Below are 25,335 nucleotides of genomic sequence, written 5' to 3'. Positions count from 1 at the left end.
GTTATTGAGGACGCCTTCGCTGGCAAGCCATGCTCCTACAGATCCTGCGTAACCCTGTAGGAGCAAAGCTTGCTCGCGAACGCCGTTACACGATCAAAAGTCGGGTTTAGAAGAAACCCAACGGATTGATGTCGTAGCTCACCAGCAGGTTTTTCGTTTGCTGATAGTGATCGAGCATCATCTTGTGCGTCTCACGCCCCACGCCGGACTTCTTGTACCCGCCAAACGCGGCATGCGCCGGATACAGGTGGTAGCAATTGGTCCACACACGACCAGCCTTGATCGCGCGGCCCATGCGGTAGGCGCGGTTGATGTCGCGAGTCCACAGACCGGCGCCGAGGCCGAACTCGGTGTCGTTGGCGATCGCCAGCGCTTCGGCTTCGTCCTTGAACGTGGTGATGCTCACCACCGGGCCGAAGATCTCTTCCTGGAACACGCGCATCTTGTTGGTGCCCTTGAGCAGGGTCGGCTGGATGTAATAGCCGGTCGACAGATTGCCCTCGAGTTTTTCCACCTTGCCGCCGGTCAACAGCTCGGCGCCTTCGCCCTTGGCAATTTCCAGGTACGAAAGAATCTTGTCGAATTGTTGCTCGGAGGCCTGCGCGCCGACCATGGTGTCGGTGTCCAGCGGATCGCCACGTTTGATTTGCAGGACTTTTTTCATCACGACGGCCATGAACTCGTCGTAGATCGATTCCTGTACCAGTGCGCGCGATGGGCAGGTGCAGACTTCGCCCTGGTTGAAGAACGCCAGTACCAGACCTTCAGCGGCTTTCTCAATGAACGTCGGCTCGGCCTGCATGATGTCTTCGAAGAAGATGTTCGGCGATTTGCCGCCCAGTTCCACGGTCGACGGAATGATGTTCTCGGCCGCGCATTTCATGATGTGCGAGCCAACCGGGGTCGAGCCGGTGAAGGCAATCTTGGCGATGCGTTTGCTGGTGGCCAGTGCTTCGCCGGCCTCTTTGCCATAGCCCTGAACAATGTTCAGCACGCCCGGCGGCAGCAGATCGCCGATCAGTTCCAGCAACACGGTGATGCCCAGCGGGGTTTGCTCGGCAGGCTTGAGCACCACGCAGTTACCGGCGGCCAGCGCTGGTGCGAGTTTCCACGCGGCCATCAGGATCGGGAAGTTCCACGGGATGATCTGCCCGACCACGCCCAGCGGTTCATGAATGTGATACGCCACAGTGTTGCCGTCGATTTCGGCAGCGCTGCCTTCTTGGGCGCGCAGGCAGCCAGCGAAGTAGCGGAAATGGTCGGCCGCCAGCGGGATGTCGGCGTTGAGGGTTTCGCGGATGGCTTTGCCGTTGTCCCAGGTTTCGGTGATCGCCAGCAGTTCGAGATTCTGTTCGATGCGGTCGGCAATTTTCAGCAGGATCAGCGAGCGCGCCTGCACGGAAGTGGAACCCCATGCATCGGCTGCGGCGTGAGCGGCGTCCAGTGCCTTGTCGATGTCTTCGGCAGTGGAGCGCGGGAATTCGGCAATCGGTTGGCCATTCACTGGCGAGGTGTTGGTGAAGTACTGACCTTTGACAGGCGCGACGAACTCGCCGCCGATGTAGTTACCGTACTTGCTCTTGAACGAGACTTTGGCGCCTTCAGTACCGGGGTGAGCGTAACGCATGATGATGTTCTCCTTGGCTTTGTACTTATTAGAGAAACGCGCAAGTGCGCTTGCTATAAGCGTAGAGCAAGGGTCGGGCCACTGCCGCGCGGAGCCGTGAAATCAAGGGGTTGGCGGGTTTTTGTCGGACGAGCGGAATGGCGCTGTGACGCTATCGGTACAGGTGGGGTGACAGTTTGTACCGCTTTTGGCACAGCCTGTGACCGGGCAGTCTTGCCAGCATTGCAATGGTGCGTGAGCTGGAGGATGCTCAACCCACAGCAACCCCTGTAGGAGCTGCCGAAGGCTGCGATCTTTTGATTTTGCTTTTTTGCAGATCAAGATCAAAAGATCGCAGCCTGCGGCAGCTCCTACACGGGGAATATGGAGAACAATAAGAAATGCACGACAATCATTTGAGTCGCCATGCCCAGCAGGTTCTCACCGTCAGTCAGGGCAAACCGCACCTGCACGGGCCCGGTGCTGATCCGTCGATCGCCCGCTCGTGGCTGCGCTGTCTTGAGGACTATCACCTCGACCCGGCGCTGACCATGGCGCCGACCGTGCTCGAACACGGACGTGTCCTCGAAAGCCGCGAACGTCTGCAACAAGTCCTGCAAATCGCCGGCAATGAAATGAGCAGCCTCCATCAACAACTGTCCGGTGCCGGCCATGCGGTGCTGCTGACCGACGCGCGCGGGGTGATCCTCAATTGCGTCACCGCACCCGCTGAACGGAAAATTTTCGAACGCGCCGGCCTCTGGCTCGGTGCCGACTGGAGCGAAGCCTGCGAAGGCACCAATGGCATCGGCACCTGCCTGGTCGAACGTCAGGCGCTGACCATTCATCAGGACGAACACTTTCGCGGTCGCCACACCGGCCTGACCTGTTCGGCGAGCCCGGTGTTTGATCCGCATGGCGAACTGCTGGCGGTGCTCGACGTGTCCTCGGCCCGTCACGATGTCTCGCGGCAGAGCCAGTTCCACACCATGGCGCTGGTCAATCTGTCGGCGAAAATGATCGAGAGTTGCTACTTCCTGCGTTGTTTCGATAACCAATGGTTGCTGCGTTTCCACTTGCAGGCCGAGTCGGTCGGGCTGTTCAGCGAAGGTTTGCTGGCGTTTGACGGCGAAGGGCGGATCAGCGCGGTTAATCAGAGTGCGCTGAACCTGCTCGGGCATATTCGCGGCGGGCTATTGGGGAAACCGGTCGAGGCGTTTTTCGATTGTTCGCTGGATGAGTTGCTTGGCCGCGCCAGCGCGAATGCCAGCGCCAGTTGGCCGCTGCGCACCCGTGACGGGCGCCATCTGTTTGCTGTGTTGCGCGGTGAATCGCGTAAACCCGCGCCGCTCATGCCGCTGGCAAAAATTATCGAAGCGCCGCGCCTGTCCGGGATTTGTCTGGGTGACGCCGCGCTGCAAGCGGATTTTCGCAAAGCACTGCGCGTGTTCGAGCGGGATGTGCCGCTGCTGATCAATGGCGAAACCGGCTCGGGTAAAGAAGCCTTTGCCAAAGCTGTACATCAAGCCAGTCAGCGCTCGGACAAAGCTTTTGTCGCGCTCAACTGTGCGGCGATTCCTGAAAGTCTGATTGAAAGCGAGCTGTTCGGTTATCGCGGCGGCAGCTTTACCGGCGCAAGAAAGGATGGCATGCGCGGCAAGTTGCAGCAGGCCGATGGCGGCACGTTGTTCCTCGATGAGATTGGCGATATGCCGTTGGCCTTGCAGACGCGTTTGTTGCGGGTGCTGGAGGATCGGCAGGTGGTGCCGATCGGTGGCGAACCGGAATCGGTCAACGTGCGCATCATCAGCGCGACGCACCGCAATCTGTTGGCGCGGGTTGAGGACGGCAGCTTTCGCGAGGATTTGTATTACCGCTTGAACGGGCTGGAAGTGGCGCTGCCGGCGCTGCGTGAACGCAGTGATAAATCGCAGTTGCTGGATTTTCTGCTGGCCGAAGAGGCGGGCGGCGAACCGATTCTGATCGAAGAGCCGGCGCGACAGGCGTTGCTGGCGTTCAACTGGCCGGGGAACGTGCGGCAGTTGCGTAATGTACTGCGCACGTTGGCGGCGTTGTGTGATGAAGGGCGGATCGGGGTGGACGATTTGCCGGCGATGATTCGGCAGGTGCGCCCACCAGTGGTGGAGTCCGCTCTGTCCGAGCAACCACTTGAAGATGCCGAACGATTGGCGTTGCTCAGTACACTGGAGCGCACGCGCTGGCATATGACCCACACCGCCGAGCAACTCGGCGTGAGTCGCAACACCCTCTACAGAAAGCTGCGCAAACACGGCATCGTCCGAACTGCATAAATCCCCCTGTAGGAGCTGCCGAAGGCTGCGATCTTTTGATCTTGTTATTTTCAAGATCAAAAGATCGCAGCCTCGTTGCACTCGTCAGCTCCTACAGGTGGGGTAGTGATCGTGGTGGTGGGTGATGGTGATCACCTAAAGAGTGCGATTTCCCCCTCCCTACGCTAACCTGCGGCCATGTTTTACGAGGTCGACTATGCACATTCATATTCTGGGTATCTGCGGGACTTTCATGGGCTCGATGGCGGTTCTGGCCAAAGAGCTGGGCCATCACGTGACCGGCTCCGACGCCAACGTCTATCCGCCGATGAGCACGCAGCTTGAAGCCCAAGGCATTCAACTGACGCAAGGTTACGACCCGGCGCAACTCGATCCGGCACCGGATCTGGTGGTTATCGGCAATGCCATGTCGCGCGGCAATCCGGCGGTGGAATATGTGCTGAACAAAGGCCTGCCGTACGTTTCCGGCCCGCAGTGGCTGGCTGATCACGTGCTGCAAGGTCGCTGGGTGCTGGCGGTTGCCGGCACGCACGGCAAAACCACCACCAGCAGCATGCTCGCCTGGGTGCTGGAACACGCCGGCATGAGCCCGGGTTTCCTCATCGGTGGTGTGCCGCAGAATTTCTCGGTGTCGGCGCGACTGGGCGGCACGCCGTTCTTCGTGATCGAGGCTGACGAGTACGACAGCGCGTTCTTCGACAAGCGCTCGAAATTCGTTCACTACCGTCCGCGCACCGCGATCCTCAATAACCTTGAGTTCGATCACGCCGACATCTTCCCGGATCTGCCGGCGATCGAGCGGCAATTCCATCACTTGGTGCGCACCATTCCGAGTGAAGGCCTGGTCATCCATCCGACCACCGAGCCTGCCTTGCAGCGGGTGATCGAAATGGGTTGCTGGACGCCGGTGCAGACCACCGGTGCTGGCGGCCAGTGGCAGGTCAAACTGCTGAGTGAAGATGGCTCGGCATTCGAAGTAATGTTCGAAGGCGTGTCGCAAGGCACTGTCGAGTGGGAACTGACCGGCCAGCACAACGTTGCCAACGCCTTGGCAGCTTTGGCAGCGGCGCGGCATGTTGGCGTGGTGCCATCGATGGGCATCGCCGGTTTGAGCGCGTTCAAAAACGTCAAACGTCGTATGGAGAAAGTCGCCGAAGTGCGCGGCATCACCATTTACGACGACTTCGCTCACCACCCGACCGCCATCGCCACGACCCTCGACGGCCTGCGCAAACGCATCGGCGATGCTCCACTGATCGCGATCATCGAACCGCGCTCCAACTCGATGAAGCTCGGCGCCCACCGTGACGGCTTGCCGGCCAGCGTGGTCGATGCCGACCAAGTGATCTGGTACGCCCCGGCCAACCTCGGCTGGGATCTGGCTGGCACCGCCGCGTTGTGCACCGTGCCGTCGATTGTCAGCGATTCGCTGGAAGGCATCATCGAACGCGTGAAGAGCCAGGCCCAGCCCGGCACGCACGTGGTGATCATGAGCAACGGCGGCTTCGGCGGCCTGCACGGCAAACTCGCCGAGGCGCTGCAATGAACACTTTTTCGCAGGGCAACGGCCCGGAGCGCATCACGCTGGCGATGACCGGCGCCTCGGGCGCGCAGTACGGTTTGCGTCTGCTCGATTGTCTGGTGCGCGAAGATCGCGAAGTGCACTTCCTGATCTCCAAGGCTGCGCAGTTGGTGATGGCCACCGAGACTGATGTCACGCTACCGCCGAAACCGCAGATGATGCAGGCGTTCCTCACCGAATACACCGGGGCGGCCGCCGGGCAGATCCGTGTGTATGGTAAGGAAGACTGGATGTCGCCGGTGGCTTCGGGCTCTGGCGCACCGGCGGCGATGGTCGTGGTGCCGTGCTCGACGGGCACGTTGTCGGCGATTGCCACGGGCGCCTGCAACAATTTGATCGAACGCGCTGCGGATGTGACGTTGAAGGAGCGTCGCCAGTTGATTCTGGTGCCGCGTGAAGCGCCGTATTCGAGCATTCATCTGGAGCACATGCTCAAACTGTCGAACATGGGCGTGACCATTCTGCCGGCGTCGCCGGGTTTCTATCACCAGCCGCAGACGATTGATGATTTGATCGATTTCGTTGTAGCGCGGATTCTCAATCTGCTCGGTATTCCACAGGACATGCTGCCGCGTTGGGGTGAGCATCATTTGAGCAGCGATGAATAAGCTGCTGCTGATCGGGCTGGTGGTGTTGCTGACCGGGTGCGCCACGGCGCGCACCTTGGATGCGGCGAAACCGGGCGCGCCGGTGGTGTACTCCGGGACGCGGCTGGATTTGTACGCGATGAATGGCGGGTGCTGCGCGATGGATCGGTTCGGGGCTGAAGCGCCGAGCTATCCGGGGGTGGATCTGCCGGGGAGTGCGTTGCTCGATACGCTGTTGTTGCCGTTGTCGCTTCTTACCGTGATCGGCGTGAGTTTTCAGGCAACAGGCGGATTGTAGTTAGACAGATCGTTCCCACGCTCCGCGTGGTAACGCCTCCGGTGACGCTCTGCGTCACGCTTTGGGACGCAGAGCGTCCGTGGCTGCATTCCCACGCAGAGCGTGGGAACGATCATGCGGCGGAAGATTATTTGCCTAACTTGCGCAAATCATCCGACTCAATCACCCGAACCCCGTCCTGTTCTTCCAGCGCCAATCGCCACATCGCCCGCGCCAGTTGGCACGCTTCGATGCCGCGATATTTACCCGGAATCAGCTTCGACAACGGCCCGGCCAACTGCTCGGCCAGACGCGGCTCCGTGCGTTCGCCAAGCAACAGCGAAGGCCGGCAAATGGTCAGCTGCGGCCAGTCCTGCGCGCGCAGTGCCTGCTCCATTTCGCCTTTGACGCGGTTATAGAACACCGATGACTTCGGATCCGCGCCAATCGCGCTGATCACGATCAGATGCCGCGCGCCCATCTCCCGCGCGCGCTTGGCAAACGCCACGACCATGTCCAGATCGACCGCGCGAAACGCCGCTTCGGAGCCTGCCTGTTTGATCGTCGTACCGAGGCAGCAATAGGCGATATCGACGCGGCCGCTGAGCTGCGGCAGAAACGCCTGTGGATCGCCGACCGGGTTTTCCAGGTGCGGATGTTCCGCCAATGGCCGGCGCGACGGGGCGAGCACGCGAGAAATCGTTGGCTCGTTGAGCAAACGGTCGAGTAGATGTTCACCGGTCAAACCGGTGGCTCCGGCAAGCAATACGTGCTGAGGCGTCAAGTACATAGTGTCTCTCCCTTGATACTGTTCAGCTTAGTTGCTCTTTGTCGCTCCGTCGTTCAACGCAGCACTTTGCAAAGCTTTTCTTGCTTGTTGTTTGCGCAGCGTTTGCCAGTGCGACAGCACGGTTTTCGGCGCCCAGATCTGCGGCTCCGAGGCTTCGAAATTGTCCGCCAGTTCACGTTCGGCGACGGTGGCCTTGGCCAGTTTGAAGGCTTGCTCCAGATCATCGGTCTGGTTCAGTGCCTGGGCGAACAGTGCATCGCCGAAGTAGGTGAAATTGGCCTCTTCCGAGCAACCGAAGGACACCCGATCGGCGCGCGAGGCGGTCATGATCAGCGTGCGTTCGTCTTTCAGCGCCGGGATGAAACCGCCGGAGTAGCACGAGGAAATCACGATGATTTTGTCGCGGTTTTTCAGCGGCGCGAGCACAGCGGCGAGTTCGTCAGCGGGCAAGTCGGCCAGTTCCATGCGCGGCTGGTCGAGCACCAGTTCATGTTCGGCGGTGCCGTGGCTGGTCAGGTAGATAAACAGCAGATCTTCCGGGCCAGTACGTTCAGCGAGGGTTTGCGCGGCACGACGCAGGTTCTCGCGGGTGGCCATCGGTCGGTCGGCGAGGTGGTCGCGATGGTTGACCAGACGGATCTGGCCATAAGCACCGAACCGCGTGCGGAGCATATTGGCGACGAAGTCCGATTCGCGCAGGAACACGCTTTGCTTGCCGTCGCCGCCGAGAGTCAGCGTGTACAACTCGACTGCTGGCGTCGACGCCGGGATGGCGGCCAACGCTTCATCGAGCAAACGGCCCTGAGCGAGCAAACCGAGTTCGAGGGTGTCGGGCAACAGCTTGCCATCGGCGTCACGCACGCGCTGGCCGTTGATCCAGGTGCCGCTCATGACGCTGCCATCGGTCAGCACCAACGTGCCGCGCCCTGCGTAGCTGTCGTTGTCGAAACCGCCGATGTAGAAACTGCCATCAGACAGATTCAAACGGCCCGGCCCGCTGAAGCGCCAATCGCTGAACGAGCCGATGTAATGGCTGCCGTCGGCGCCGATCAGTTCGCCCTTGCCGGTCAGCGCGCCTTCTTTGAACTGGCCGAGCCAGACATCGCCGTCAGCGTTTTCGTAGCGGCCCTTGCCGTGCAATTGATTGTTCTTGAAGCCGCCGACGTAGATGTCACCGTCAGCGCTGTTGAACGTGCCGTTGCCTTCCAGCTGACCGTTGACGAAATGCCCGCTGAACGTGTTGCCGCTGGAGTCGCCGCGCTGGCCTTCGCCGTTGGGTTTGCCGTGGGCGAACTGGCCTTGATAGGAGCTGCCGTCGTCCATTTCCAGACGACCGAGTCCGGAATACTGGTCTGCCTTGAACTCGCCACGGTAGGTCATGGCGTTTTCTTTCAGAGTGCCTTCACCGTCGCGTCGGCCCTGTTTGAAACCACCGGTGTAGCTGCTGGCGTTGGTGGTCAGGCTGCCCTGACCGTCGAACAGCCCTTGCTGGAACTGGCCGCGATAGACCTCGCCATTGCTGCCGTGCCATTCGCCCTGACCATGCCACTGACCTTTGTCGAATTGCCCGGCGTACCAACTGCCATTGGGATAATCGACGCGCCCCTGACCTTGCAGCAAGCCATCGACCAGTTCGCCACGATAGCGTCCGCCGTCCGGCAGGCGCGCATCCGGGGGCAACAGCGATTCGCCGTCGCCGCACGCGGTGAGCATCAGGGTCAAGGCAATGGGTGCGAGGGAAGCGAGTGAGCGCATAGCGGGATCCGGGCAATTAGGCGACCGAGTATGCCGCAGCTATGCGTCGCATATATAGAGACGTGACGCGAAACAGCGTGCGCTGCTTCGCATCCGGAACGCTTAGACGAAGCAGAGCGACAGTGGCTCAGCGATATAGGCCGGTTTGTCCGAGCCTTCTATCTCCAGCGTTGCCGTTGCTTTGAGCAGCCATTGGCCGGGTTTTTTCTCGGTCACTTCGCCCAGATCGACCTTGAGCCGAACTTTCGAATTGACCTTCACTGGCTGGATGAAACGCACGCTGTCCAGACCGTAGTTGACGACCATCTTCACGCCTTGCGGCAGGACGAGGATGTCTTCCATCAATTTCGGGATCAGCGACAACGACAGGAAACCGTGGGCAATGGTGCTGCCAAATGGCGTTTGCGCGGCTTTGACCGGGTCGACGTGAATGAACTGATAATCCCCGGTGGCTTCGGCGAACAGGTTGATGCGCTCCTGATCGATGGTGAGCCATTCGGAACGTCCGAGTTCCTTGCCGACATAATCTTTGAGCTCTGCAACTGGAACGTAGGGCATTGAGACTCTCCTTGGGTTCATCGGTTTTATAGTTTTTCAGGTGGGGGATTTGACCGCCCTGCGAACCACTGTAGATCAACATGGCAATTTGCTCCGGTCAACTGACCATGCTTTTGGCGAATGCCGATCCATAGCGCAGGCGTGCTTATAATGCCGGCGATGAACGGGAGAGAGACGGGGAGAGAAGTCGGATGTTGTTACGTGGCCTGACCATGCTGGTGCTGTTTCAATTGCTCGGCACGGCACTCAATCATTTGCTGTTGCCGGTGCTGCCGGGGCCGATTATCGGCCTGCTGCTGTTGCTGATCTTCCTGATCATTCGCGGTGAAGTCGGCGAACCGCTGAACCTCGCGGCCGGCAGTCTGCTGCGTTATCTGCCGTTGCTGCTGGTGCCGCCAGCGGTGGGGGTGATGGTGTATGCGAGCGACATTGCCGCTGATTTTTGGGCAATCGCCGGTGCGCTGGTGTTGTCGCTGGTGTTGTCGATGGCCTTCGCCGGTGTGCTGATGCAGCGCATGGTCAAGCGTCACACGCCGCCGTCGGAGGAGTCCTGATGCTCTTCGATTGGCAAGGTGCCTGGGCCTCCGTAATCCATCATCCATTGTTCGGCATCGGCATCACCCTCGGCGCCTATCAACTGGTGCTGGCGGCGTTCGAGAAAACCCGCTGGATCTTTCTGCAACCGGTGCTGGTCTCCATGCTGTTGGTGATTGGCGTATTGGTCGGCTGCGGCCTGACCTACGCCGAATACCGCAAGAGCACCGAGATCCTCAGCATTCTGCTCGGCCCAGCGACCGTGGCACTGGCGGTGCCGCTGTATCTCAACCTGCGGCGCATTCGCCAATTGTTCTGGCCGATTTTTACTACGCTGGTGATAGGCGGGGTTGTCGCTACGGGCATGGGCGTGCTGTTGGGCTGGTGGTTCGGCGCTGAGCACATGATCTTGATGACCATGGCGCCGAAGTCGGTGACCTCGCCGATCGCCATGCTGGTCGCCGAACAGATCGGCGGCGTCGCGGCGCTGGCGGCGGTGTTTGTGTTGATCACCGGGGTGATCGGAGCGATCTTCGGCCCGGCGCTGTTGACCCGTCTGGGCGTACACAGCCCCGAAGCGCGCGGCATGGCGCTGGGCATGACCGCCCACGCGGTCGGCACCTCGGTGGCGTTGCAGGAAAGTGATGAGTGCGGCGCGTTTGCGGCGCTGGCGATGAGTCTGATGGGCGTGGCCACGGCGGTGTTCCTGCCGTTGGCGGTGTCGATGGTGGTGTAAGGAAATGTCTATGAGTCTGCCGCTTTTCCCGCTGAACACAGTGCTGTTTCCCGGCTGCAACCTCGACTTGCAGATCTTCGAGGCGCGCTACCTCGATATGATCGGCCGCTGCATGAAGCAGGGCGGCGGTTTCGGCGTGGTGTGCATTCTGCAGGGCAGCGAAGTCGGGCTGGCGCCGGAGGGCTATGCGCTGGTCGGTTGCGAGGCGCGCATCACCGATTTCCAGCAACAGGACAACGGCTTGCTGGGGATTCGCGTGCAGGGCGGGCGGCGTTTCAACGTGTTGCGCACTGAAGTGCAGCGCGATCAGTTGATTCTTGCCGACGTCGAATGGCTCGACGATGAACCCGAGCAACCGCTGCAGGACGAGGACGCCGATCTGGTCGCGCTGCTCAAAGCGCTGGCCGAACACCCGATGGTCGAAGCGCTGAACATGGGCACTGACGCGCTCGGTCAGCAGTCGTTGGCCAATCAGCTGGCGTATCTGCTGCCGTTCGCCGAAGAAGACAAGATCGATCTGCTGCAACTCGACGATCCGCAACAGCGACTGGATGCGATCCAGGCGCTGCTTGATGAGTTGCAGGGCGAGTTGTTTGCCTGACGTTCGATTATTCCGGCCAGACAATATCGTTGGCGAACCAGTCTTTCCCGGCAGACAAGATCAGCACGGGCTTACCAGCCTTCGCAACGGCGTCAATCAGTGCATCGTATTCGCGCTGGTTGTTAACCCCGCTGTGGGTACGCGCTTCAATCTCGCTGCCCCAATCGCTGCTCTGGGCTTCGGCAGCCACGTCGTCTACCTTGGCCGCGCGAGTGAACGTCGAATCGAGTAGCCAGAGCCGTTGCGATGGAATACCGCTTTTGGAGGTTGAGATCAGTGCCTCCAACTCGTCGTCAGGAAACCAGGCGCCCTTGTCCAGTGCCGCCCGATTGAGTAAGTGGTTTTCTTCATTGAGAACCACTTCCATCCCTCGCGTATCGATAATGTAAGAGAACACGAATTGCTGATCGTGACGTTTCGTTTCGTAGTTGCGCTCCGAGTCCAGATCCACGTCTGATGCGTCGGACCAATCGTCATCGGATTGACCGGAGTCGTTATCGGACTCGCCCGGTTTCTTTCCTGGATACTTATTCTTCTGATTGTTGTAGCGCAGGTATTCCGGATCAGGAGCATCGGTGCCTTTACCCGCATATGTCTTGACTGACTCCAGGCTGACCGTTGCACTGATTGGTTTGGCCGTCGTGGCCCCGCGTGGATGTTTCAAGCGCGGCAGCATTCGCCCGTCGTTATAGAACTCAAAGGACGTGCGCTCATCGGCCCTGAATAAAGCGGGGATGTCGGTTCGATACAGGCAGTCGTTTGCATTGCGCAAATAGCCGGTTTTGGCGAGAAAGGCGTCGAGAAACGCAGGGCTGACACTTTTATCAAAGTCCACCAGATGGCTATGCGATGATCCGTTTCTCACGGACAGAAGCAGGGGTTCGATTTCTGCATACAACGGGTCTAACCGGTTCGGAGCAGTTGTATCCATCGAGCGCAACTTGTGCTGGTTGGCCCAACTTGGCATCTCACCGGGATTGAGGTTCAAGTCGTCGTGTAACCGCACATGTTGTCCGGGCGAAAGATTGTAAGAGCGCAGATGTTCGACGCGCTGGCCGTGAGTCATGTGCGGGTACAAGCCAACCAGAAAGTTGCCTGTCAGTCGGGAGGTTGCCTCATTCACCGACACCGGCGAGTCGCGTAGTTTTTTATTCGGTACTGTTGAATCGCTGTCGTCGACAACGGGAACGGGATGTTTCGATGGCTTTGATGACTCAACGGGTGCGGCCAGTCGCCAGGTGGCTTCGCCGCTATTTTTGACCAGTACCGGGCCGGGTGGCAGCTTCTTGTAGAGATCCATTACCCGATACTCACCCGTGGCGCTATCAAGCGTCACGTGCACGGTGCCTATGCCCTCGATGTCGGCGAATCCACGCCCGACCACATAGCGAATGCCCTGGTCATCGGCAGCGCCCATGTTGCGCAGCAAGGCCGGGTTCAACAGGTAACGGTGCAGTTCATGGGAGAGGGCGGGTTGAGCGCTGTGAATATCGGTGATTTCAACACTCGATGGGCCTGGGCCATTATCGGCAACACTCATCTGAGGCTGGCGGTCGCCATCGGGTCTACGGATGCCGGTCAATTGTGGCTGATGGAGCAATGGCGGATTGGCGTCCGCGCGGACTCGGTTAGATCCCGGATCAAATTGCGTCGGTACTCTTGTTTTCGGGCTGTTGGGGGGCGCAGGGGGTTTCGGTCGCATGGGGTCATTCCTTGACAATTGAATAGCGCTCAGGCGCGTGATTGCTTTTCGGCTAACGACAAATCCTGAATGATCAGGTGTGCAGCGGTGATAAGGCGTGCCGGATCGCTGCTGATCTGCCAGCGGCGAGTGTCAGCGTTGTAAACAATCTGTCCTGGTGTGGAATCCGTCAGTCGAATGTTCTCAATGTGCACTTCATCACTCTCGAGATCATCCTGCTGTTTGTGCTCTTCGATCAGCGCAACAATTGCCTGAGGCGATACACAAGCCAATGCATTGATGGTGTGCAGACCGATAACTTCAAACAAGGCGTTGATCCGATAACGATGTCCGGCAGAAACAAACACATCAACACTCTCCAGGGGTAGTGCCGGGTCGCTGCTGTCTGGCAGATGAATATGGATACTGCCGATCTTCAACAGGTTGTTGCTGATGCTCAGTTGGCCGCGGGTGATCTTTTCTGGCAATTGCTGTGTGTGGATCTCCCAGGTCGAAGACCCCGTCAGCCTGGCATCGACCGCCTTGGTCGATAACCGAATGGACATGTTGCTCGCCGGGTAGATTGCGTAGTGCGCTGACCTGCCTTCCAGTGCATAAACGGCGGTGTGCGGTGCGGATCGGAAGTCGATACGTTGCGCGCTGTTCTTCAGCGTTCGCTGGTCGAGTGCTGGTTGGACGAAGGTGTATTTCCCGGCACGCTTACGCAGCGATTCGCGTGTTTGAATCGTGTGGTAACCGGCTTTTTTTGCATCTTCCCGATAATTGTTATGAGGGTAATCGAGGTGGTAGGAAACGCCGTCGCGCATGACCAAAATGAACGTGTGATCAAGCTGCCAAGGCGAGGCCAGAATGCCGGCACCCATGTCGACTGTCTTGTTGGTCTGTTCACTCATCGCGCCGAACAGCGAGAGCAGCCCGCCTCCTTGAGTAAAGGTAAGGGTGAAGTGCAGGCTTTCATAACTCAGTAATGTGTAGGCGCCTCGCTTCGTTGTCTCCACGATGTAACTGGCCCTGACTTCATCTATTTCCGTACTGTCGTAGTCGACATACAGCGTGCTGTGAGCAATTGCGGGGCGTTTGCTTGCCCGCAGGGTGGTGTGACGGGTATCGCGTGAAACGTAGTAGTACGAATGCGGACTGTTCGAGACAGTCTGTTGGCGGTCGTGTAACAGGAATGGCGATGTTTTGCTGACACCTGCGTTAATGACGACGGCGTCGAGTGTGTGCTCCATCAGATCCTCGGTATCGACTGGCCAGTCCGGTTGCAGGTGGTAGCCCTCCTGTGTGACGAAAAGCCATTTGTCGTTGAGCAGCCTGCGCTTGCCATTGATCGTCTGGAACACCGCTTCGATCGTCAGAGTGCGCTGCGACACTTGCGGGTCTTCGTCACGCAGGCTCTCGATCACCAGCGAATTGCCACGGACGTACCAGCGCTGGATCGCCTCCAGTTGCACGCCGAGGTACACGGTGCTTTGTTCCTGATCGTCATCGGTGATCGACACATCGAGGCTCATCGGGTCGATGTGATAGATGTCGGCTCCGCTACCGCCGTTGACACTGGCGTGGGTGCCCCGGATTGAAATCTGATCATCGCCGGCACCAGCATCGATATGGTCTGCACCGTTGGCAGTAATGATGTCTGGTTTGTCCGAGCCGGTTACCCGGTTGGCTGCGCCGGCCAGGGTTTCGACTCTTTCTATGGAGTCGAAAGTCGAGTGTGGAACGGGTTCGGCTGCCTTGTCGGATGAGCGCAAGCCGAGCTTGCCGTTCTTCAGGTCGAAGTCGTAACCGATGTAGTCCGGGGCACCAGGCTTGGGCTCCTGGTGGATGTGTTTGCCTTGTAGCCACAGAAGATCAGTGCCGTCGCCGCCGCTCAAGTGGTTGACCCGGTTCGGGGCCGAGGTCAGTCCTGCAGAACCCGCCTGAAAGAGAAATGAATCATCTTTGTCACCGCCGCTGAGGCGTTTTTCACCGGCGCCAAAGTTAAAGTGATTGGACTTGTTTCGCACGCCGTAAACCCGGTCGTCACCTCCCCCCAGGTTCCACAGCACGCCTTTGGCCGGGTCGCTCTGCACACTGATAATGTTGGCGTCGGCGGATGGCAGACCGTCCCTGGCATCGTAGATATCGTCGATTTCATGTATGACTGGCGTATTGACGGTCAGGTAGGCCGATTCACCGCTGTCCTCGTCCCACTGGTGTTTATAGACACGGGTCGGCTGCAGATGAACTTCGAACCGGCCAATCACCACTGAATCGACACTTTCTTTCAGTTCGTTTTTGAGCCAACTGAGGCTGCTGCTCTTGAGTGCCTTTTCGTAGTCGCTGTAAGTCTTGGCCGCGGTAAAACGATCCATGACCTCTGCGTCCTGTTCTTGCCCGGTAAAGGCGAACCAGCCGGCGCGCCAGCGTTCATTGAGCGTCAACTCGATGTAGTCGTCCATGTCATCGACCACTCGGGCCGCGCCGTAGATACGCGCGCCGACAATCAGGATCGCGGCAGCGGCAAGGCCGACCGGGCCAGCGCTTTGAAAACCCATCAGCGCAGCGGCGCCGAGCATGAGTGAGAGCCCGGCACTGAATACACTCAAGCCACCGGTGACGTACAAATCCTGAGCTTCTTTGCCCTCGGCTTTGGCTGCATCGCTGAAAGACTTGATGGCCGTATACAGGTCAAAAGGCAGCGTCAGCACGCTGGCGATCAGCCCCGCGCCGCGACACAGCCATTTGCCCATGCTGGTCTTGCCGAATTGTTCAAAGGCCAGGGCGCCTTGGCGCAGCATCTTGTCGCCGGTTTTGGTCAGGGCATATTCCAGGCCCAGTGAGCCTATCTCCGCAACGCCGCCGCCGATATTGATCAGCACCTCAGCGGTATCACCTTTCTTCAGAGCGTCGATGCTGCCGATGTAGGCACTGTACAGGCCATAGGCTTGCAGGCCCGCGCCCATGCTGGTCATGCCGCGACTTTTGGTTTTGTTGACCCAGGTTGGCAAGTGCTCGGGTAACGGGCTGCGGTGGATATCCAGGCGTTGGGTCGCGGTTAGCAGATTGCTGATTTTGCGGAGTGGGTCGGTAGCGGTGCTCGAGGGAAGATCTCGCAGCAGTGGCGCCGCATCTGAGGAGCGCTGCGTGACGATTTCATAAAGCAATTGCGGTATTCGCTGGCGGTCTTGCGCATCGACGGATTTGATTCGTTGCTCGATCTGAACCGAGTCGAGTTCCAGAGCGTCGGTAAAAGTCTGGGAGGGCTCGGAAAAATAGGTGTCAGCCGCTGTAATGAGCTCGCCGCTGACTCGTGCTCCAAGCGCCTGAAGTTCCTGGCGGCTGACGGTCAACTCTCCAAATCGAAGCGGTCCGAACAATTGATCCAGATCTCTCAGGCTGGGTTGATTGCCAAGATAGGCGCCCGCCTGCGCAGTCGATGGCGTCGCTTCAGTGTCGATGTCGGAAATGGTTATTGGCGCTGCATGACTAGTTTCAGCGCGGGTTGTAAAGGGTTCGGCCAAAATCGATACTCTGTTGTGATGTGTCGATGGAATCTGACACGAAGAGCAGCAGGCTTCATTGGTAATTGTTTTTCTGGTTGTATTGTTGAATCTTGTATTGTGTTTGAAGTGGTTTGTTTAGTGTTTTTCAATTAGTTTGAAGTTTGGCTTGCTCGGCGCAAGTTTTTATCGATGGTGAAAGTAAGTTGATGTTTTATAACAATGAGAAGGTGTCTTGCAGTTGTATTGCAAAAAGTTTGATGGCGATGTGTGAATCTTGATTTGACGGCGGATAACACGGGAGGAAAGTTGCATTCCTGATTTATTTGAATGATAGATAAGCCTGTCTTTAAGCTGCGATCAAACGACGCCGGGCACTATGCTTGCAAACCTGTGCCCGTGTCGTTTGTTTTTGGTACTTGGCTGTTGTTGACGTCTTCTGCCATTTAGTACGAATAACGCAGCAATGTATGTGGCAAATGCCGCAATACAAAGAAACCGAACAAAGCGAGCATCGCCGGCAGAACCAGCCACCAGACCTTGAACGGCATGGCATTCAGCGGCTCTTTACGCTGGCTCAACCACAACCCCGCCGCACACACGCACGCCGCGAGCATCGCGCCGGCGAGAATGTCCGTCGGCCAATGCGCCCCTAGATAAACCCGCGACAAGGCAATCGACAGAGCCGGAATGCAACCGACAAAGAGCCAGGTCAGGCGCATGCGTGGCGGTTGGCCGCGACCAGCCAACACCGCGAGCACCAGAAACAGCGCGAACGACCCCGACGCGTGGCCGCTCGGCATGCTGTAACTGGTCAGCGGATCACTCAGTACTTCCGGACGCACCCGGGCAAAAAACATCTTGGTGCCGGTATTGAGCATCGCTGTGCAGAGCAACACGCCGCCGGCAAAGATTGCCTGGCGCCATTGCCGGCACAGCAGCAACAGACCGGTGAGCAGGGCGCTGAACATCAGCATGTTGCGGAATTCGCCGATCAGGGTGAACGTCACCGCGATCTCATCGAGCAGCGGCTGGCGGTGTTCCTGCACCAGCGTCATCACGCCTTGGTCGAGCGCCGTCAGGTACGGGTAACCAATGAACAGGCCAATCAGAATCAACAGGCTCATGCTGCTGATCCAGATCGTCGCGCGGCGATGGCGGCGCAGGCTGCTGTTGACGCTGAGGCCGACCATGACCGCAATGCTTGCCGCGACTATCCCGGCCTGTAGCCAGAAACCTTCCGGCAGCGGCAGACGAATCGCCGCGCCAGTGGCCCAGCCTGGCAGCAGATAGGCGACGCTCCAGCCGGCGGCGGCCAGCAGGCTGACAGCGGCAAAGCGCGGGAACGGCATGTCGCACATGCCGGCGACCATTGGCAGCATTGGTCGCAACGGGCCGATAAAGCGACCGACCAGCAGACTGGCGATGCCATAACGCTGGAAATAGCTTTCTGCGCCCGCCATCCATTCCGGGTGATGGCGCAAGCCCGGCAGACGGCGGATGTTCTGGTGGAAGTGGCGACCGAGGAAATACGAAATCGCATCGCCGAGAATCCCGCCGAGGAAACCCAGCAGCAAGGTTTCGCTCAACGACAGCGCACCGCTGCCGGCCAGTACGGCCACGGCAAACAACAACACCGTGCCGGGCACGATCAATCCGGCAATCGCCAGGCATTCCACGCAGGCAACAATGAACACCGCTACGGCCAGCCACTGCGGATTGGCCGCCAGCCAACCGGTCACGCTATCGAGCCATGGGCCCATACCAAAAAACTCCAAACCATTGATGATCCCCTGTAGGAGCTGCCGAAGGCTGCGATCTTTGTTTTTAAAAGATTAAAAGATCGCAGCCTTCGGCAGCTCCTACAGGGGTTTGTGTTTACAGCAAAAAATAATCCCGGCCTTCGACCTGACCGCGGCGCAGCGGGTTCCGCGTGCACCATTGCGCATAAGCGGCGTCGACAAAGCGGTACATCAGGTGTTCGTCACGGCCATGGGGGATGCCCAGTCGCGTGGTTTGAATAATCTGCGAGGGCGCCGGGCCGGTGTCTTCGACCAGAATCAGTTCATGATCGAAACGCTTGGCGTCCCACATCGGCACCTTCAACCCCAGCGCCTTGCACAGCAAAGTCTGCCCGGCACAGAGCTTCTGCGACGGTCGCGCACGCCCTTGAGCGTCAGGATTGTTCAGCAGCATCTGCGCCAGGCTCGCCGGCCCGCTGACTTCATCGACCCACGGATAGGCCGATTTGATCAGCACCGCATTGCCCGGCCCTTGCGCGCTGAAGTTCAGCGAGTCGCCACCACGGGCGTAATACATATAGATGTGTCCGCCATCCAGAAACAAAGCCTTACGCTTTTCCGTGTAGCCGAGCGAGGCATGGCTGCCTTTTTCCGCGCAGTAATAGGCTTCGGTTTCGATGATCCGCGCGCTCAGCCACAGACCGCTAACGCGATGGCGAATGACTTTGCCGAGCAGATCCTTGGCGAGGACTTGTGCGTCACGGTCGAAAAAAGCGTCGGCAAGCCCCGCAGGCTGGCGCTCGGCGCTGGCGCGAACAGTCAGGTTGGACATGGCAAGCGATGTTTATCCGGGCTGATGAGGTCGTGATGATAACAATTCAATGCTTAATTACGGCTGAACGTCGGCAAATTGCAGTCCATTTCGACCATCCGCCTGTCACCGCTGTTAGTCCCGGGACGCGACAGCTATAATCTGCCGCTTTCCTCTTTGCCAAGACCCCAGCAGACCATGACTGAGTCCGTTCTTGACTACATGACCCGATTGGGTCGCGCCGCCCGCGAAGCTTCCCGGGTCATCGGCCGTGCCAGCACCGCGCAGAAAAACCGCGCCCTGCAGGCTGCTGCCAATGCCTTGGACGCCGCTCGCGCCGAGCTTGCTGCAGCCAATGAGCAGGATCTGGCCGCCGGTCGCGCCAATGGTCTGGAACCGGCACTGCTGGAACGTCTGGAACTGACCCCGGCGCGCATCGACGGCATGATCGTCGGTCTGCGTCAGGTGGCAGCGCTGCCGGATCCGGTCGGCGCGGTCCGTGACATGAGTTTTCGCCCGTCGGGCATTCAAGTCGGCAAGATGCGCGTGCCGCTGGGCGTGATCGGGATCATCTACGAGTCCCGGCCCAACGTGACCATCGATGCCGCCAGTCTGTGCCTGAAGTCCGGGAATGCGACGATTCTGCGTGGTGGCTCCGAAGCGATTCACTCCAACCGGGCGATTGCCACGTGCATTCAGCGCGGTCTGGCCGAGGCCGAACTGCCCGCCGCCGTGGTGCAAGTGGTCGAAACCACCGACCGTGCCGCCGTTGGCGCGATGATCGCCATGCCCGAGTACGTCGACGTGATCGTGCCGCGCGGTGGCCGTGGCCTGATCGAACGCATCAGCCGCGATGCCCGTGTGCCGGTGATCAAACACCTGGACGGCATCTGCCATGTTTACGTGAGTGCCCACGCCGATCTGGCGAAAGCCCAGCGCATTGCCTTCAACGCCAAGACTTATCGTTACGGTATTTGCGGTGCGATGGAGACGTTGCTGGTCGATCAAACTGTTGCGAAGGATTTCCTGCCAGCGATGGCTGCCCAGTTCCGCGAAAAAGGCGTCGAGCTGCGTGGCTGCGAGCGCACCCGGGCAATCATCGAAGCGGTCGCGGCCAGCGAAGAAGACTGGAATACCGAATATCTGGCGCCGATTTTGTCGATCTGCGTGGTCGACGGGCTGGATCAGGCAATTGAACACATCAACCATTACGGCTCGCATCACACCGACTCGATCGTCAGCGAAAACCTCGCCGACACCCGCCGGTTTGTGGCGGAAGTCGACTCGGCGTCGGTGATGATCAACACCCCGACGTGCTTCGCCGATGGATTTGAATACGGATTGGGTGCCGAGATCGGCATTTCTACTGATAAGCTGCACGCCCGCGGCCCGGTGGGCCTCGAAGGACTGACCTGCGAGAAGTACATCGTGGTCGGTGATGGCCAGTTGCGCGGCCAGGCGACGGTCTGAGTTGACCGACCTCGACCTGACCACGGTGCCCGCCGGCAGCGACGTTCGACCTCAACGCATTGGCGTTCTGGGCGGTACGTTCGACCCGGTGCACATCGGCCATTTGCGCGGTGGGCTGGAAGTCGCCGAAGCGCTGGCGCTCGACGAGTTGCGCTTGATGCCGAACGCGCGGCCACCGCATCGCGGCATGCCGCAGGTGTCGGCGCAGGATCGGCTGGCCATGGTTGAATGCGCAGTGGCCGGCGTGCCGCCACTGGTGGTGGACGCCCGTGAGTTACAGCGGGACAAGCCGTCCTGGACTATTGATACCCTGGAGTTGATGCGCGCCGAAATGCCCGCCGAGACCCAGGTTTTTCTGCTTTTGGGCTGGGACGCATTTTGCGGCCTGCCCACTTGGCATCGCTGGGAAGAGTTGCTCCAGCATTGCCACATCCTGGTGCTACAGCGCCCGGACGCCGACAGCGAACCGCCGGATGCCTTGCGCAACCTGCTGGCAGCGCGTTCGGTGAGCGACCCGCTGGCCCTGAAAGGGCCGAGCGGACAGATTGCATTCGTCTGGCAGACACCGCTCGCGGTTTCCGCCACCCAGATCCGTCAACTGCTGGCCAGCGGTAAGTCGGTACGTTTCCTGGTGCCCGACGCGGTCCTGGCCTACATCGATGCGCACGGTCTATACCGTGCGTCGAACTGAACAAGGCGTGCTTCACTGATACGAATCACCGTGTCCCCAAGCCGCCGAATACACGAGCAAAACGAGTTTTATATGACTGACAAAGACGTAAGCAAAGTTAAGCGCAAAGGCACGTTCAAGAGCGCACCGCTGCCGGTCGAAGTAAAAACCGGCCCAGAGCTGGCTGGCGAAGAGCTGGTAAAAGTCGCTGTCGCTGCCCTTGAAGACGTCAAGGCGCAAGACATCCAGATCCTGGATGTTCGCGACAAGCAAAGCATCACCGACTTCATGATCATCGCCACCGGTACCTCCAACCGCCAGATCGGCGCGATGCTGGACAAGGTTCGCGAAGCGGTCAAAGCCCAGGGCGTCAAGCCATTGGGTGAAGAAGGCAAGGGCGACAGCGACTGGGTTCTGCTGGATATGGACGACGTGATCGTGCACATGATGACCGCCTCGGCGCGTCAGTTCTACGACCTGGAGCGTCTGTGGGCCGGCGCCGAGCAAAGCCGTGCGGCGGATGCCAAGCACCACAGCCCGGAAAACACCCACGAGCATTTCACCAAGCTCAACAAAGACCAGCTGTAAGGGATTGCTGTGCGACTGCGCCTGATCGCCGTCGGTTCACGCATGCCTAAATGGGTGGAAGAAGGCTGGCATGAATATGCCAAGCGTCTTCCTTCCGAGCTGGCGCTGGAACTGGTGGAAATTCCGCTCAACACCCGTGGCAAGAATGCCGACGTGGCCCGCTTCATCCGTCAGGAAGGCGAAGCCATGCTGGCCAAGGTCGGGCCGAATGAGCGAATTGTGACCCTCGAAGTCCATGGCAAGCCCTGGAGCACCGAGCAGCTTGCGGTCGAACTCGATCGTTGGCGGCTGGATTCGCGCACGGTCAATTTCATGGTCGGTGGCCCGGAAGGGCTGGCGCCGGAAGTCTGTGCCCGCGCTGATCAACGCTGGTCGTTGTCGCCGCTGACGTTGCCGCACCCGCTGGTGCGGATTCTGATCGGCGAACAGTTGTACCGTGCCTGGACCGTGCTGTCCGGTCACCCTTACCACAAGTAATCCTGCCCTCATGTCTCAGCCGATCCGCATCAAGGACCACGAAAAGGACGCACGCCTGGTGCGTAGCCGCGTCGTGTTCGGGGCCGTGGCGATTGTGCTGTTGATTGGCGTGTTGATCGCGCGGCTGTATTACTTGCAGGTGATCCAGTACGACTATCACTCGACGCTCTCGGAAAACAACCGCGTCCATGTGCAGCCCATTCCGCCTACGCGCGGGTTGATTTTCGACCGCAATGGCGTGGTGGTGGCGGACAACCGTCCGAGCTTCAGCCTGAGCATGACGCGCGAGCGTTCCGGCGACTGGCAGCAGGTGCTCGACGTCATCGTCGAAGTGCTTGAGCTGACGCCGGAAGACCGGGTGATTTTCGAGAAGCGCATGCGTCAGGGGCGCCGGCCGTTCGAGCCAGTGCCGATCCTGTTCGAGCTGAGCGAAGAACAGATCGCCCGTATCGCGGTGAATCAGTTCCGTCTGCCCGGCGTCGAAGTGGTGGCGCAATTGGTCCGTCACTATCCGCAGGGCGCGCATTTTGCGCACTCGGTGGGTTACATGGGGCGGATCAACGAGAAAGAGCTGAAGAGCCTCGATCCGGTCAACTACAGCGGCACCCACCACATCGGCAAAACCGGCATCGAGCGTTTCTACGAGCCGGAATTGCACGGTCAGGTCGGTTACGAAGAAGTGGAAACCAACGCCCGTGGCCGCGTGTTGCGCGTGCTCAAGCGTACCGATCCGATTCCCGGCAAAGACATCGTTCTGAGCCTGGACATCAAACTGCAGGAAGCCGCCGAAGCTGCACTGGGCGGTCGTCGTGGCGCGGTGGTGGCGCTCGATCCGAAGACCGGCGAAGTGCTGGCGATGGTCAGTCAGCCGAGCTTCGACCCGAACCTGTTCGTCACCGGCATCAGCTTCAAGGCTTACGCCGAGTTGCGCGATTCCATCGACCGGCCGCTGTTCAACCGCGTACTGCGTGGTCTGTACCCGCCGGGCTCGACGATCAAACCGGCGGTGGCGATTGCCGGCCTCGATTCCGGTGTGATTACGGCGTCGAGCCGAGTGTTCGACCCGGGTTATTACATGCTGCCCAACTACGATCACAAATACCGTAACTGGAACCGCACCGGTGACGGCTTCGTCGACCTCGACACGGCGATCATGCGTTCCAACGACACCTACTTCTATGACCTGGCGCACAAGCTCGGCATCGATCGGTTGTCGGCTTACATGAACAAGTTCGGCATTGGCCAGAAGGTCTCGCTGGACATGTTCGAAGAATCCCCCGGCCTGATGCCATCGCGCGAATGGAAACGAGCGACGCGCAAGCAGGCCTGGTTCCCGGGCGAAACCCTGATTCTCGGGATCGGCCAGGGCTACATGCAATCGACCCCGCTGCAACTGGCGCAAGCCACCGCGCTGGTCGCCAACAAAGGCATCTGGAACCGTCCGCACCTGGCCAAATCCCTCGAAGGGCAGAAACCGGTGGACGAAAACCCGATGCCAGACATTGTTCTGCGCGATCCGTCGGACTGGAACAAGGTCAACCACGGCATGCAGCAGGTGATGCATGGCGCGCGGGGGACTGCGCGTAAAGCCGCGATCGGCGCGCAATACCGCATTGCCGGCAAGTCCGGTACCGCGCAAGTTGTGGCGATCAAGCAGGGTGAAAAATACGACCGCTCCAAGGTTCAGGAGCGCCACCGCGACCACGCCTTGTTCGTCGGTTTCGCCCCGGCTGACGATCCGCGAATCGTTGTTTCGGTGATGGTCGAGAACGGCGAGTCCGGTTCCGGCGTTGCCGCGCCCGTGGTGCGTCAGGTCATGGACGCCTGGCTGCTCGATCCCGAAGGTCGATTGAAGGCCGAATACGCCAGCCCAATCAGTGCGGAGGCTACGGCCCGTGATGAATAATTTTGATCGCATGCTCTCTAGCGAGGATGTGATGCGTCGTCGTGCGACGTTGCTGCAACGTCTGCACATCGATGGCCCGTTGTTGATTCTGTTGCTGATCCTCGCCGCCGGCAGCCTGTTCGTGCTGTATTCAGCGAGTGGCAAGAGCTGGGATCTGCTGGCCAAACAAGCCACCTCGTTTGGCATCGGCCTGGTGTCGATGATCGTCATCGCCCAGCTCGAACCGAGGTTCATGGCGCGTTGGGTGCCGCTCGGTTATGTGGTCGGGGTGGTGCTGCTGATGGTCGTGGACATCATGGGCCACAACGCCATGGGCGCAACGCGCTGGATCAACATCCCCGGGGTGATCCGCTTCCAGCCCTCGGAGTTCATGAAGATCCTGATGCCGGCGACCATTGCCTGGTACCTGTCCAAACGCACGTTGCCACCGCAACTCAAACACGTCGGTATCAGTTTGATGCTGATCGGTGTGCCGTTTGTGCTGATCGTCCGCCAGCCTGACCTGGGGACTTCGCTGCTGATTCTCGCCGGCGGCGCTTTCGTACTGTTCATGGGTGGCTTGCGCTGGCGCTGGATTCTCAGCGTGCTGGCGGCGGCGATTCCGGTGTCGGTGGCGATGTGGTTTTTCATCATGCACGACTACCAGAAGCAACGGATCCTGACGTTCCTCGACCCGGAAAGCGATCCGTTGGGCACCGGCTGGAACATCATTCAGTCGAAAGCGGCGATCGGTTCCGGCGGCGTGTTCGGCAAAGGCTGGCTGCTCGGTACCCAGTCGCACTTGGATTTTCTGCCGGAAAGCCACACCGACTTCATCATTGCCGTACTGGGCGAAGAGTTCGGCCTGGTGGGCATCTGCGCGTTGTTGCTGATCTATTTATTGCTGATTGGCCGGGGGCTGGTGATCACCGCTCAGGCGCAAACGCTGTTCGGTAAATTGCTTGCCGGTTCGTTGACCATGACGTTTTTTGTTTACGTTTTCGTCAACATCGGTATGGTCAGTGGCCTGTTGCCGGTTGTAGGGGTGCCGTTGCCGTTCATTAGCTACGGAGGAACTTCGCTGGTGACGCTGCTGTCAGCGTTTGGGGTTTTGATGTCGATCCATACCCATCGCAAGTGGATCGCACAGGTTTGAATAAGGTGAAG

At 59.4% G+C, this 25,335-nt stretch carries 21 protein-coding genes; 13 read left to right on the top strand and 8 right to left on the bottom strand.

Going from position 1 to position 25,335, the window contains the following annotated elements; all coding sequences use genetic code 11:
- Nucleotides 1-106: 106 nt before the first annotated feature.
- The gene (locus tag AD669_RS23760; protein ID WP_008083670.1) at nucleotides 107-1,627 is read right to left on the bottom strand and encodes an aldehyde dehydrogenase family protein; all 1,521 of its coding nucleotides are present in this window, start codon (nucleotides 1,625-1,627) and stop codon (nucleotides 107-109) included.
- 380 nt (nucleotides 1,628-2,007) lie between these two features.
- On the opposite strand from AD669_RS23760, the gene AD669_RS23755 reads away from it, so the two are divergent.
- From AD669_RS23755 to AD669_RS23740, 4 genes are all read left to right on the top strand, one after another.
- Entirely contained in the window at nucleotides 2,008-3,918 is a 1,911-nt protein-coding gene (locus AD669_RS23755) for a sigma-54-dependent Fis family transcriptional regulator (RefSeq protein ID WP_053124204.1), read from the top strand.
- A gap of 196 nt (nucleotides 3,919-4,114) precedes the next feature.
- Nucleotides 4,115-5,464: a UDP-N-acetylmuramate:L-alanyl-gamma-D-glutamyl-meso-diaminopimelate ligase gene (gene mpl / locus AD669_RS23750; RefSeq protein ID WP_008083666.1), complete on the top strand. Its 1,350-nt coding sequence runs from the start codon at nucleotides 4,115-4,117 to the stop codon at nucleotides 5,462-5,464.
- A complete protein-coding gene (gene ubiX, locus AD669_RS23745; protein WP_053124202.1) occupies nucleotides 5,461-6,108 on the top strand; it encodes a flavin prenyltransferase UbiX in 648 nt (215 codons plus the stop codon). The genes mpl and ubiX overlap by 4 nt, the downstream gene beginning before the upstream one ends.
- On the top strand, nucleotides 6,101-6,385 hold the full coding sequence (locus AD669_RS23740; RefSeq protein WP_053124200.1) for a YceK/YidQ family lipoprotein: 285 nt from the start codon (nucleotides 6,101-6,103) through the stop codon (nucleotides 6,383-6,385). Before ubiX ends, AD669_RS23740 begins: the two co-directional genes overlap by 8 nt.
- Before the next feature lie 127 nt (nucleotides 6,386-6,512).
- Here AD669_RS23740 and AD669_RS23735 read toward each other — a convergent pair whose 3' ends face one another.
- The 3 genes from AD669_RS23735 to AD669_RS23725 form a co-directional block, all read right to left on the bottom strand.
- Nucleotides 6,513-7,154, bottom strand: coding sequence for an oxidoreductase (locus AD669_RS23735; RefSeq protein WP_053124198.1), 642 nt, complete (start codon nucleotides 7,152-7,154; stop codon nucleotides 6,513-6,515).
- 27 nt (nucleotides 7,155-7,181) lie between these two features.
- Entirely contained in the window at nucleotides 7,182-8,909 is a 1,728-nt protein-coding gene (locus AD669_RS23730; protein ID WP_053124196.1) for a C13 family peptidase, read from the bottom strand.
- Between the two features lie 102 nt (nucleotides 8,910-9,011).
- Nucleotides 9,012-9,467, bottom strand: coding sequence for a MaoC family dehydratase (locus tag AD669_RS23725; RefSeq protein WP_034153755.1), 456 nt, complete (start codon nucleotides 9,465-9,467; stop codon nucleotides 9,012-9,014).
- Nucleotides 9,468-9,658: 191 nt separating this feature from the next.
- Between AD669_RS23725 and AD669_RS23720 the strand changes: the two genes are divergently transcribed.
- The 3 genes from AD669_RS23720 to AD669_RS23710 are packed head-to-tail and all read left to right on the top strand — an operon-like array spanning nucleotide 9,659 to nucleotide 11,338.
- Nucleotides 9,659-10,021: a CidA/LrgA family protein gene (locus AD669_RS23720; protein WP_053124194.1), complete on the top strand. Its 363-nt coding sequence runs from the start codon at nucleotides 9,659-9,661 to the stop codon at nucleotides 10,019-10,021.
- Nucleotides 10,021-10,737: an LrgB family protein gene (locus AD669_RS23715; protein WP_053124192.1), complete on the top strand. Its 717-nt coding sequence runs from the start codon at nucleotides 10,021-10,023 to the stop codon at nucleotides 10,735-10,737. The genes AD669_RS23720 and AD669_RS23715 overlap by 1 nt, the downstream gene beginning before the upstream one ends.
- A gap of 10 nt (nucleotides 10,738-10,747) precedes the next feature.
- Nucleotides 10,748-11,338, top strand: a complete 591-nt coding sequence (locus AD669_RS23710; RefSeq protein WP_053124190.1) for an LON peptidase substrate-binding domain-containing protein — start codon at nucleotides 10,748-10,750, stop codon at nucleotides 11,336-11,338.
- Between the two features lie 7 nt (nucleotides 11,339-11,345).
- Here AD669_RS23710 and AD669_RS23705 read toward each other — a convergent pair whose 3' ends face one another.
- The 4 genes from AD669_RS23705 to AD669_RS23690 all read right to left on the bottom strand — a co-directional run bounded on the left by AD669_RS23705 (nucleotide 11,346) and on the right by AD669_RS23690 (nucleotide 19,099).
- On the bottom strand, nucleotides 11,346-13,040 hold the full coding sequence (locus tag AD669_RS23705; protein WP_053124188.1) for a hypothetical protein: 1,695 nt from the start codon (nucleotides 13,038-13,040) through the stop codon (nucleotides 11,346-11,348).
- Nucleotides 13,041-13,069: 29 nt separating this feature from the next.
- Entirely contained in the window at nucleotides 13,070-16,546 is a 3,477-nt protein-coding gene (locus AD669_RS23700) for a calcium-binding protein (protein ID WP_256218935.1), read from the bottom strand.
- Between the two features lie 425 nt (nucleotides 16,547-16,971).
- Nucleotides 16,972-18,288 carry a bifunctional DedA family/phosphatase PAP2 family protein gene (locus AD669_RS23695; protein ID WP_053124184.1) on the bottom strand — a complete coding sequence of 439 codons (1,317 nt, stop codon included), beginning with the start codon at nucleotides 18,286-18,288 and terminating at the stop codon, nucleotides 16,972-16,974.
- Between the two features lie 115 nt (nucleotides 18,289-18,403).
- Complete coding sequence (locus AD669_RS23690; RefSeq protein ID WP_053124182.1) at nucleotides 18,404-19,099, bottom strand: DNA-3-methyladenine glycosylase; 696 nt, start codon at nucleotides 19,097-19,099, stop codon at nucleotides 18,404-18,406.
- A gap of 177 nt (nucleotides 19,100-19,276) precedes the next feature.
- On the opposite strand from AD669_RS23690, the gene AD669_RS23685 reads away from it, so the two are divergent.
- From AD669_RS23685 to rodA, 6 genes are all read left to right on the top strand, one after another.
- The gene (locus AD669_RS23685; RefSeq protein WP_053124180.1) at nucleotides 19,277-20,548 is read left to right on the top strand and encodes a glutamate-5-semialdehyde dehydrogenase; all 1,272 of its coding nucleotides are present in this window, start codon (nucleotides 19,277-19,279) and stop codon (nucleotides 20,546-20,548) included.
- Nucleotides 20,517-21,239, top strand: coding sequence for a nicotinate-nucleotide adenylyltransferase (gene nadD, locus AD669_RS23680; protein ID WP_053124178.1), 723 nt, complete (start codon nucleotides 20,517-20,519; stop codon nucleotides 21,237-21,239). Before AD669_RS23685 ends, nadD begins: the two co-directional genes overlap by 32 nt.
- Nucleotides 21,240-21,311: 72 nt before the next feature.
- The gene (gene rsfS / locus AD669_RS23675; protein ID WP_053124176.1) at nucleotides 21,312-21,806 is read left to right on the top strand and encodes a ribosome silencing factor; all 495 of its coding nucleotides are present in this window, start codon (nucleotides 21,312-21,314) and stop codon (nucleotides 21,804-21,806) included.
- A 9-nt stretch (nucleotides 21,807-21,815) separates the two neighbouring features.
- Nucleotides 21,816-22,283 carry a 23S rRNA (pseudouridine(1915)-N(3))-methyltransferase RlmH gene (gene rlmH, locus AD669_RS23670; protein ID WP_003185785.1) on the top strand — a complete coding sequence of 156 codons (468 nt, stop codon included), beginning with the start codon at nucleotides 21,816-21,818 and terminating at the stop codon, nucleotides 22,281-22,283.
- Nucleotides 22,284-22,293: 10 nt separating this feature from the next.
- On the top strand, nucleotides 22,294-24,189 hold the full coding sequence (mrdA, locus tag AD669_RS23665) for a penicillin-binding protein 2 (protein ID WP_053124174.1): 1,896 nt from the start codon (nucleotides 22,294-22,296) through the stop codon (nucleotides 24,187-24,189).
- A 31-nt stretch (nucleotides 24,190-24,220) separates the two neighbouring features.
- Nucleotides 24,221-25,324, top strand: coding sequence for a rod shape-determining protein RodA (gene rodA / locus AD669_RS23660; protein WP_053124173.1), 1,104 nt, complete (start codon nucleotides 24,221-24,223; stop codon nucleotides 25,322-25,324).
- Nucleotides 25,325-25,335 lie beyond the last annotated feature (11 nt).

This window comes from Pseudomonas sp. P1.31 (assembly GCF_001269815.1).
Taxonomy (GTDB): Bacteria; Pseudomonadota; Gammaproteobacteria; order Pseudomonadales; family Pseudomonadaceae; genus Aquipseudomonas; species Aquipseudomonas rustica.
This window is presented reverse-complemented; position numbering and strand designations above follow the sequence as displayed.

Excerpts from the sequence above, each read along its gene's own strand:
- AD669_RS23760 (WP_008083670.1), bottom strand. The coding sequence starts at position 1,627 with ATGCGTTACGCTCACCCCGGTACTGAAGGCGCCAAAGTCTCGTTCAAG.
- AD669_RS23755 (WP_053124204.1), top strand. The coding sequence starts at position 2,008 with ATGCACGACAATCATTTGAGTCGCCATGCCCAGCAGGTTCTCACCGTC.
- mpl (WP_008083666.1), top strand. The coding sequence starts at position 4,115 with ATGCACATTCATATTCTGGGTATCTGCGGGACTTTCATGGGCTCGATG.
- ubiX (WP_053124202.1), top strand. The coding sequence starts at position 5,461 with ATGAACACTTTTTCGCAGGGCAACGGCCCGGAGCGCATCACGCTGGCG.
- AD669_RS23740 (WP_053124200.1), top strand. The coding sequence starts at position 6,101 with ATGAATAAGCTGCTGCTGATCGGGCTGGTGGTGTTGCTGACCGGGTGC.
- AD669_RS23735 (WP_053124198.1), bottom strand. The coding sequence starts at position 7,154 with ATGTACTTGACGCCTCAGCACGTATTGCTTGCCGGAGCCACCGGTTTG.
- AD669_RS23730 (WP_053124196.1), bottom strand. The coding sequence starts at position 8,909 with ATGCGCTCACTCGCTTCCCTCGCACCCATTGCCTTGACCCTGATGCTC.
- AD669_RS23725 (WP_034153755.1), bottom strand. The coding sequence starts at position 9,467 with ATGCCCTACGTTCCAGTTGCAGAGCTCAAAGATTATGTCGGCAAGGAA.
- AD669_RS23720 (WP_053124194.1), top strand. The coding sequence starts at position 9,659 with ATGTTGTTACGTGGCCTGACCATGCTGGTGCTGTTTCAATTGCTCGGC.
- AD669_RS23715 (WP_053124192.1), top strand. The coding sequence starts at position 10,021 with ATGCTCTTCGATTGGCAAGGTGCCTGGGCCTCCGTAATCCATCATCCA.
- AD669_RS23710 (WP_053124190.1), top strand. The coding sequence starts at position 10,748 with ATGAGTCTGCCGCTTTTCCCGCTGAACACAGTGCTGTTTCCCGGCTGC.
- AD669_RS23705 (WP_053124188.1), bottom strand. The coding sequence starts at position 13,040 with ATGCGACCGAAACCCCCTGCGCCCCCCAACAGCCCGAAAACAAGAGTA.
- AD669_RS23695 (WP_053124184.1), bottom strand. The coding sequence starts at position 18,288 with ATGGGCCCATGGCTCGATAGCGTGACCGGTTGGCTGGCGGCCAATCCG.
- AD669_RS23690 (WP_053124182.1), bottom strand. The coding sequence starts at position 19,099 with ATGTCCAACCTGACTGTTCGCGCCAGCGCCGAGCGCCAGCCTGCGGGG.
- AD669_RS23685 (WP_053124180.1), top strand. The coding sequence starts at position 19,277 with ATGACTGAGTCCGTTCTTGACTACATGACCCGATTGGGTCGCGCCGCC.
- nadD (WP_053124178.1), top strand. The coding sequence starts at position 20,517 with ATGGCCAGTTGCGCGGCCAGGCGACGGTCTGAGTTGACCGACCTCGAC.
- rsfS (WP_053124176.1), top strand. The coding sequence starts at position 21,312 with ATGACTGACAAAGACGTAAGCAAAGTTAAGCGCAAAGGCACGTTCAAG.
- mrdA (WP_053124174.1), top strand. The coding sequence starts at position 22,294 with ATGTCTCAGCCGATCCGCATCAAGGACCACGAAAAGGACGCACGCCTG.
- rodA (WP_053124173.1), top strand. The coding sequence starts at position 24,221 with ATGCGTCGTCGTGCGACGTTGCTGCAACGTCTGCACATCGATGGCCCG.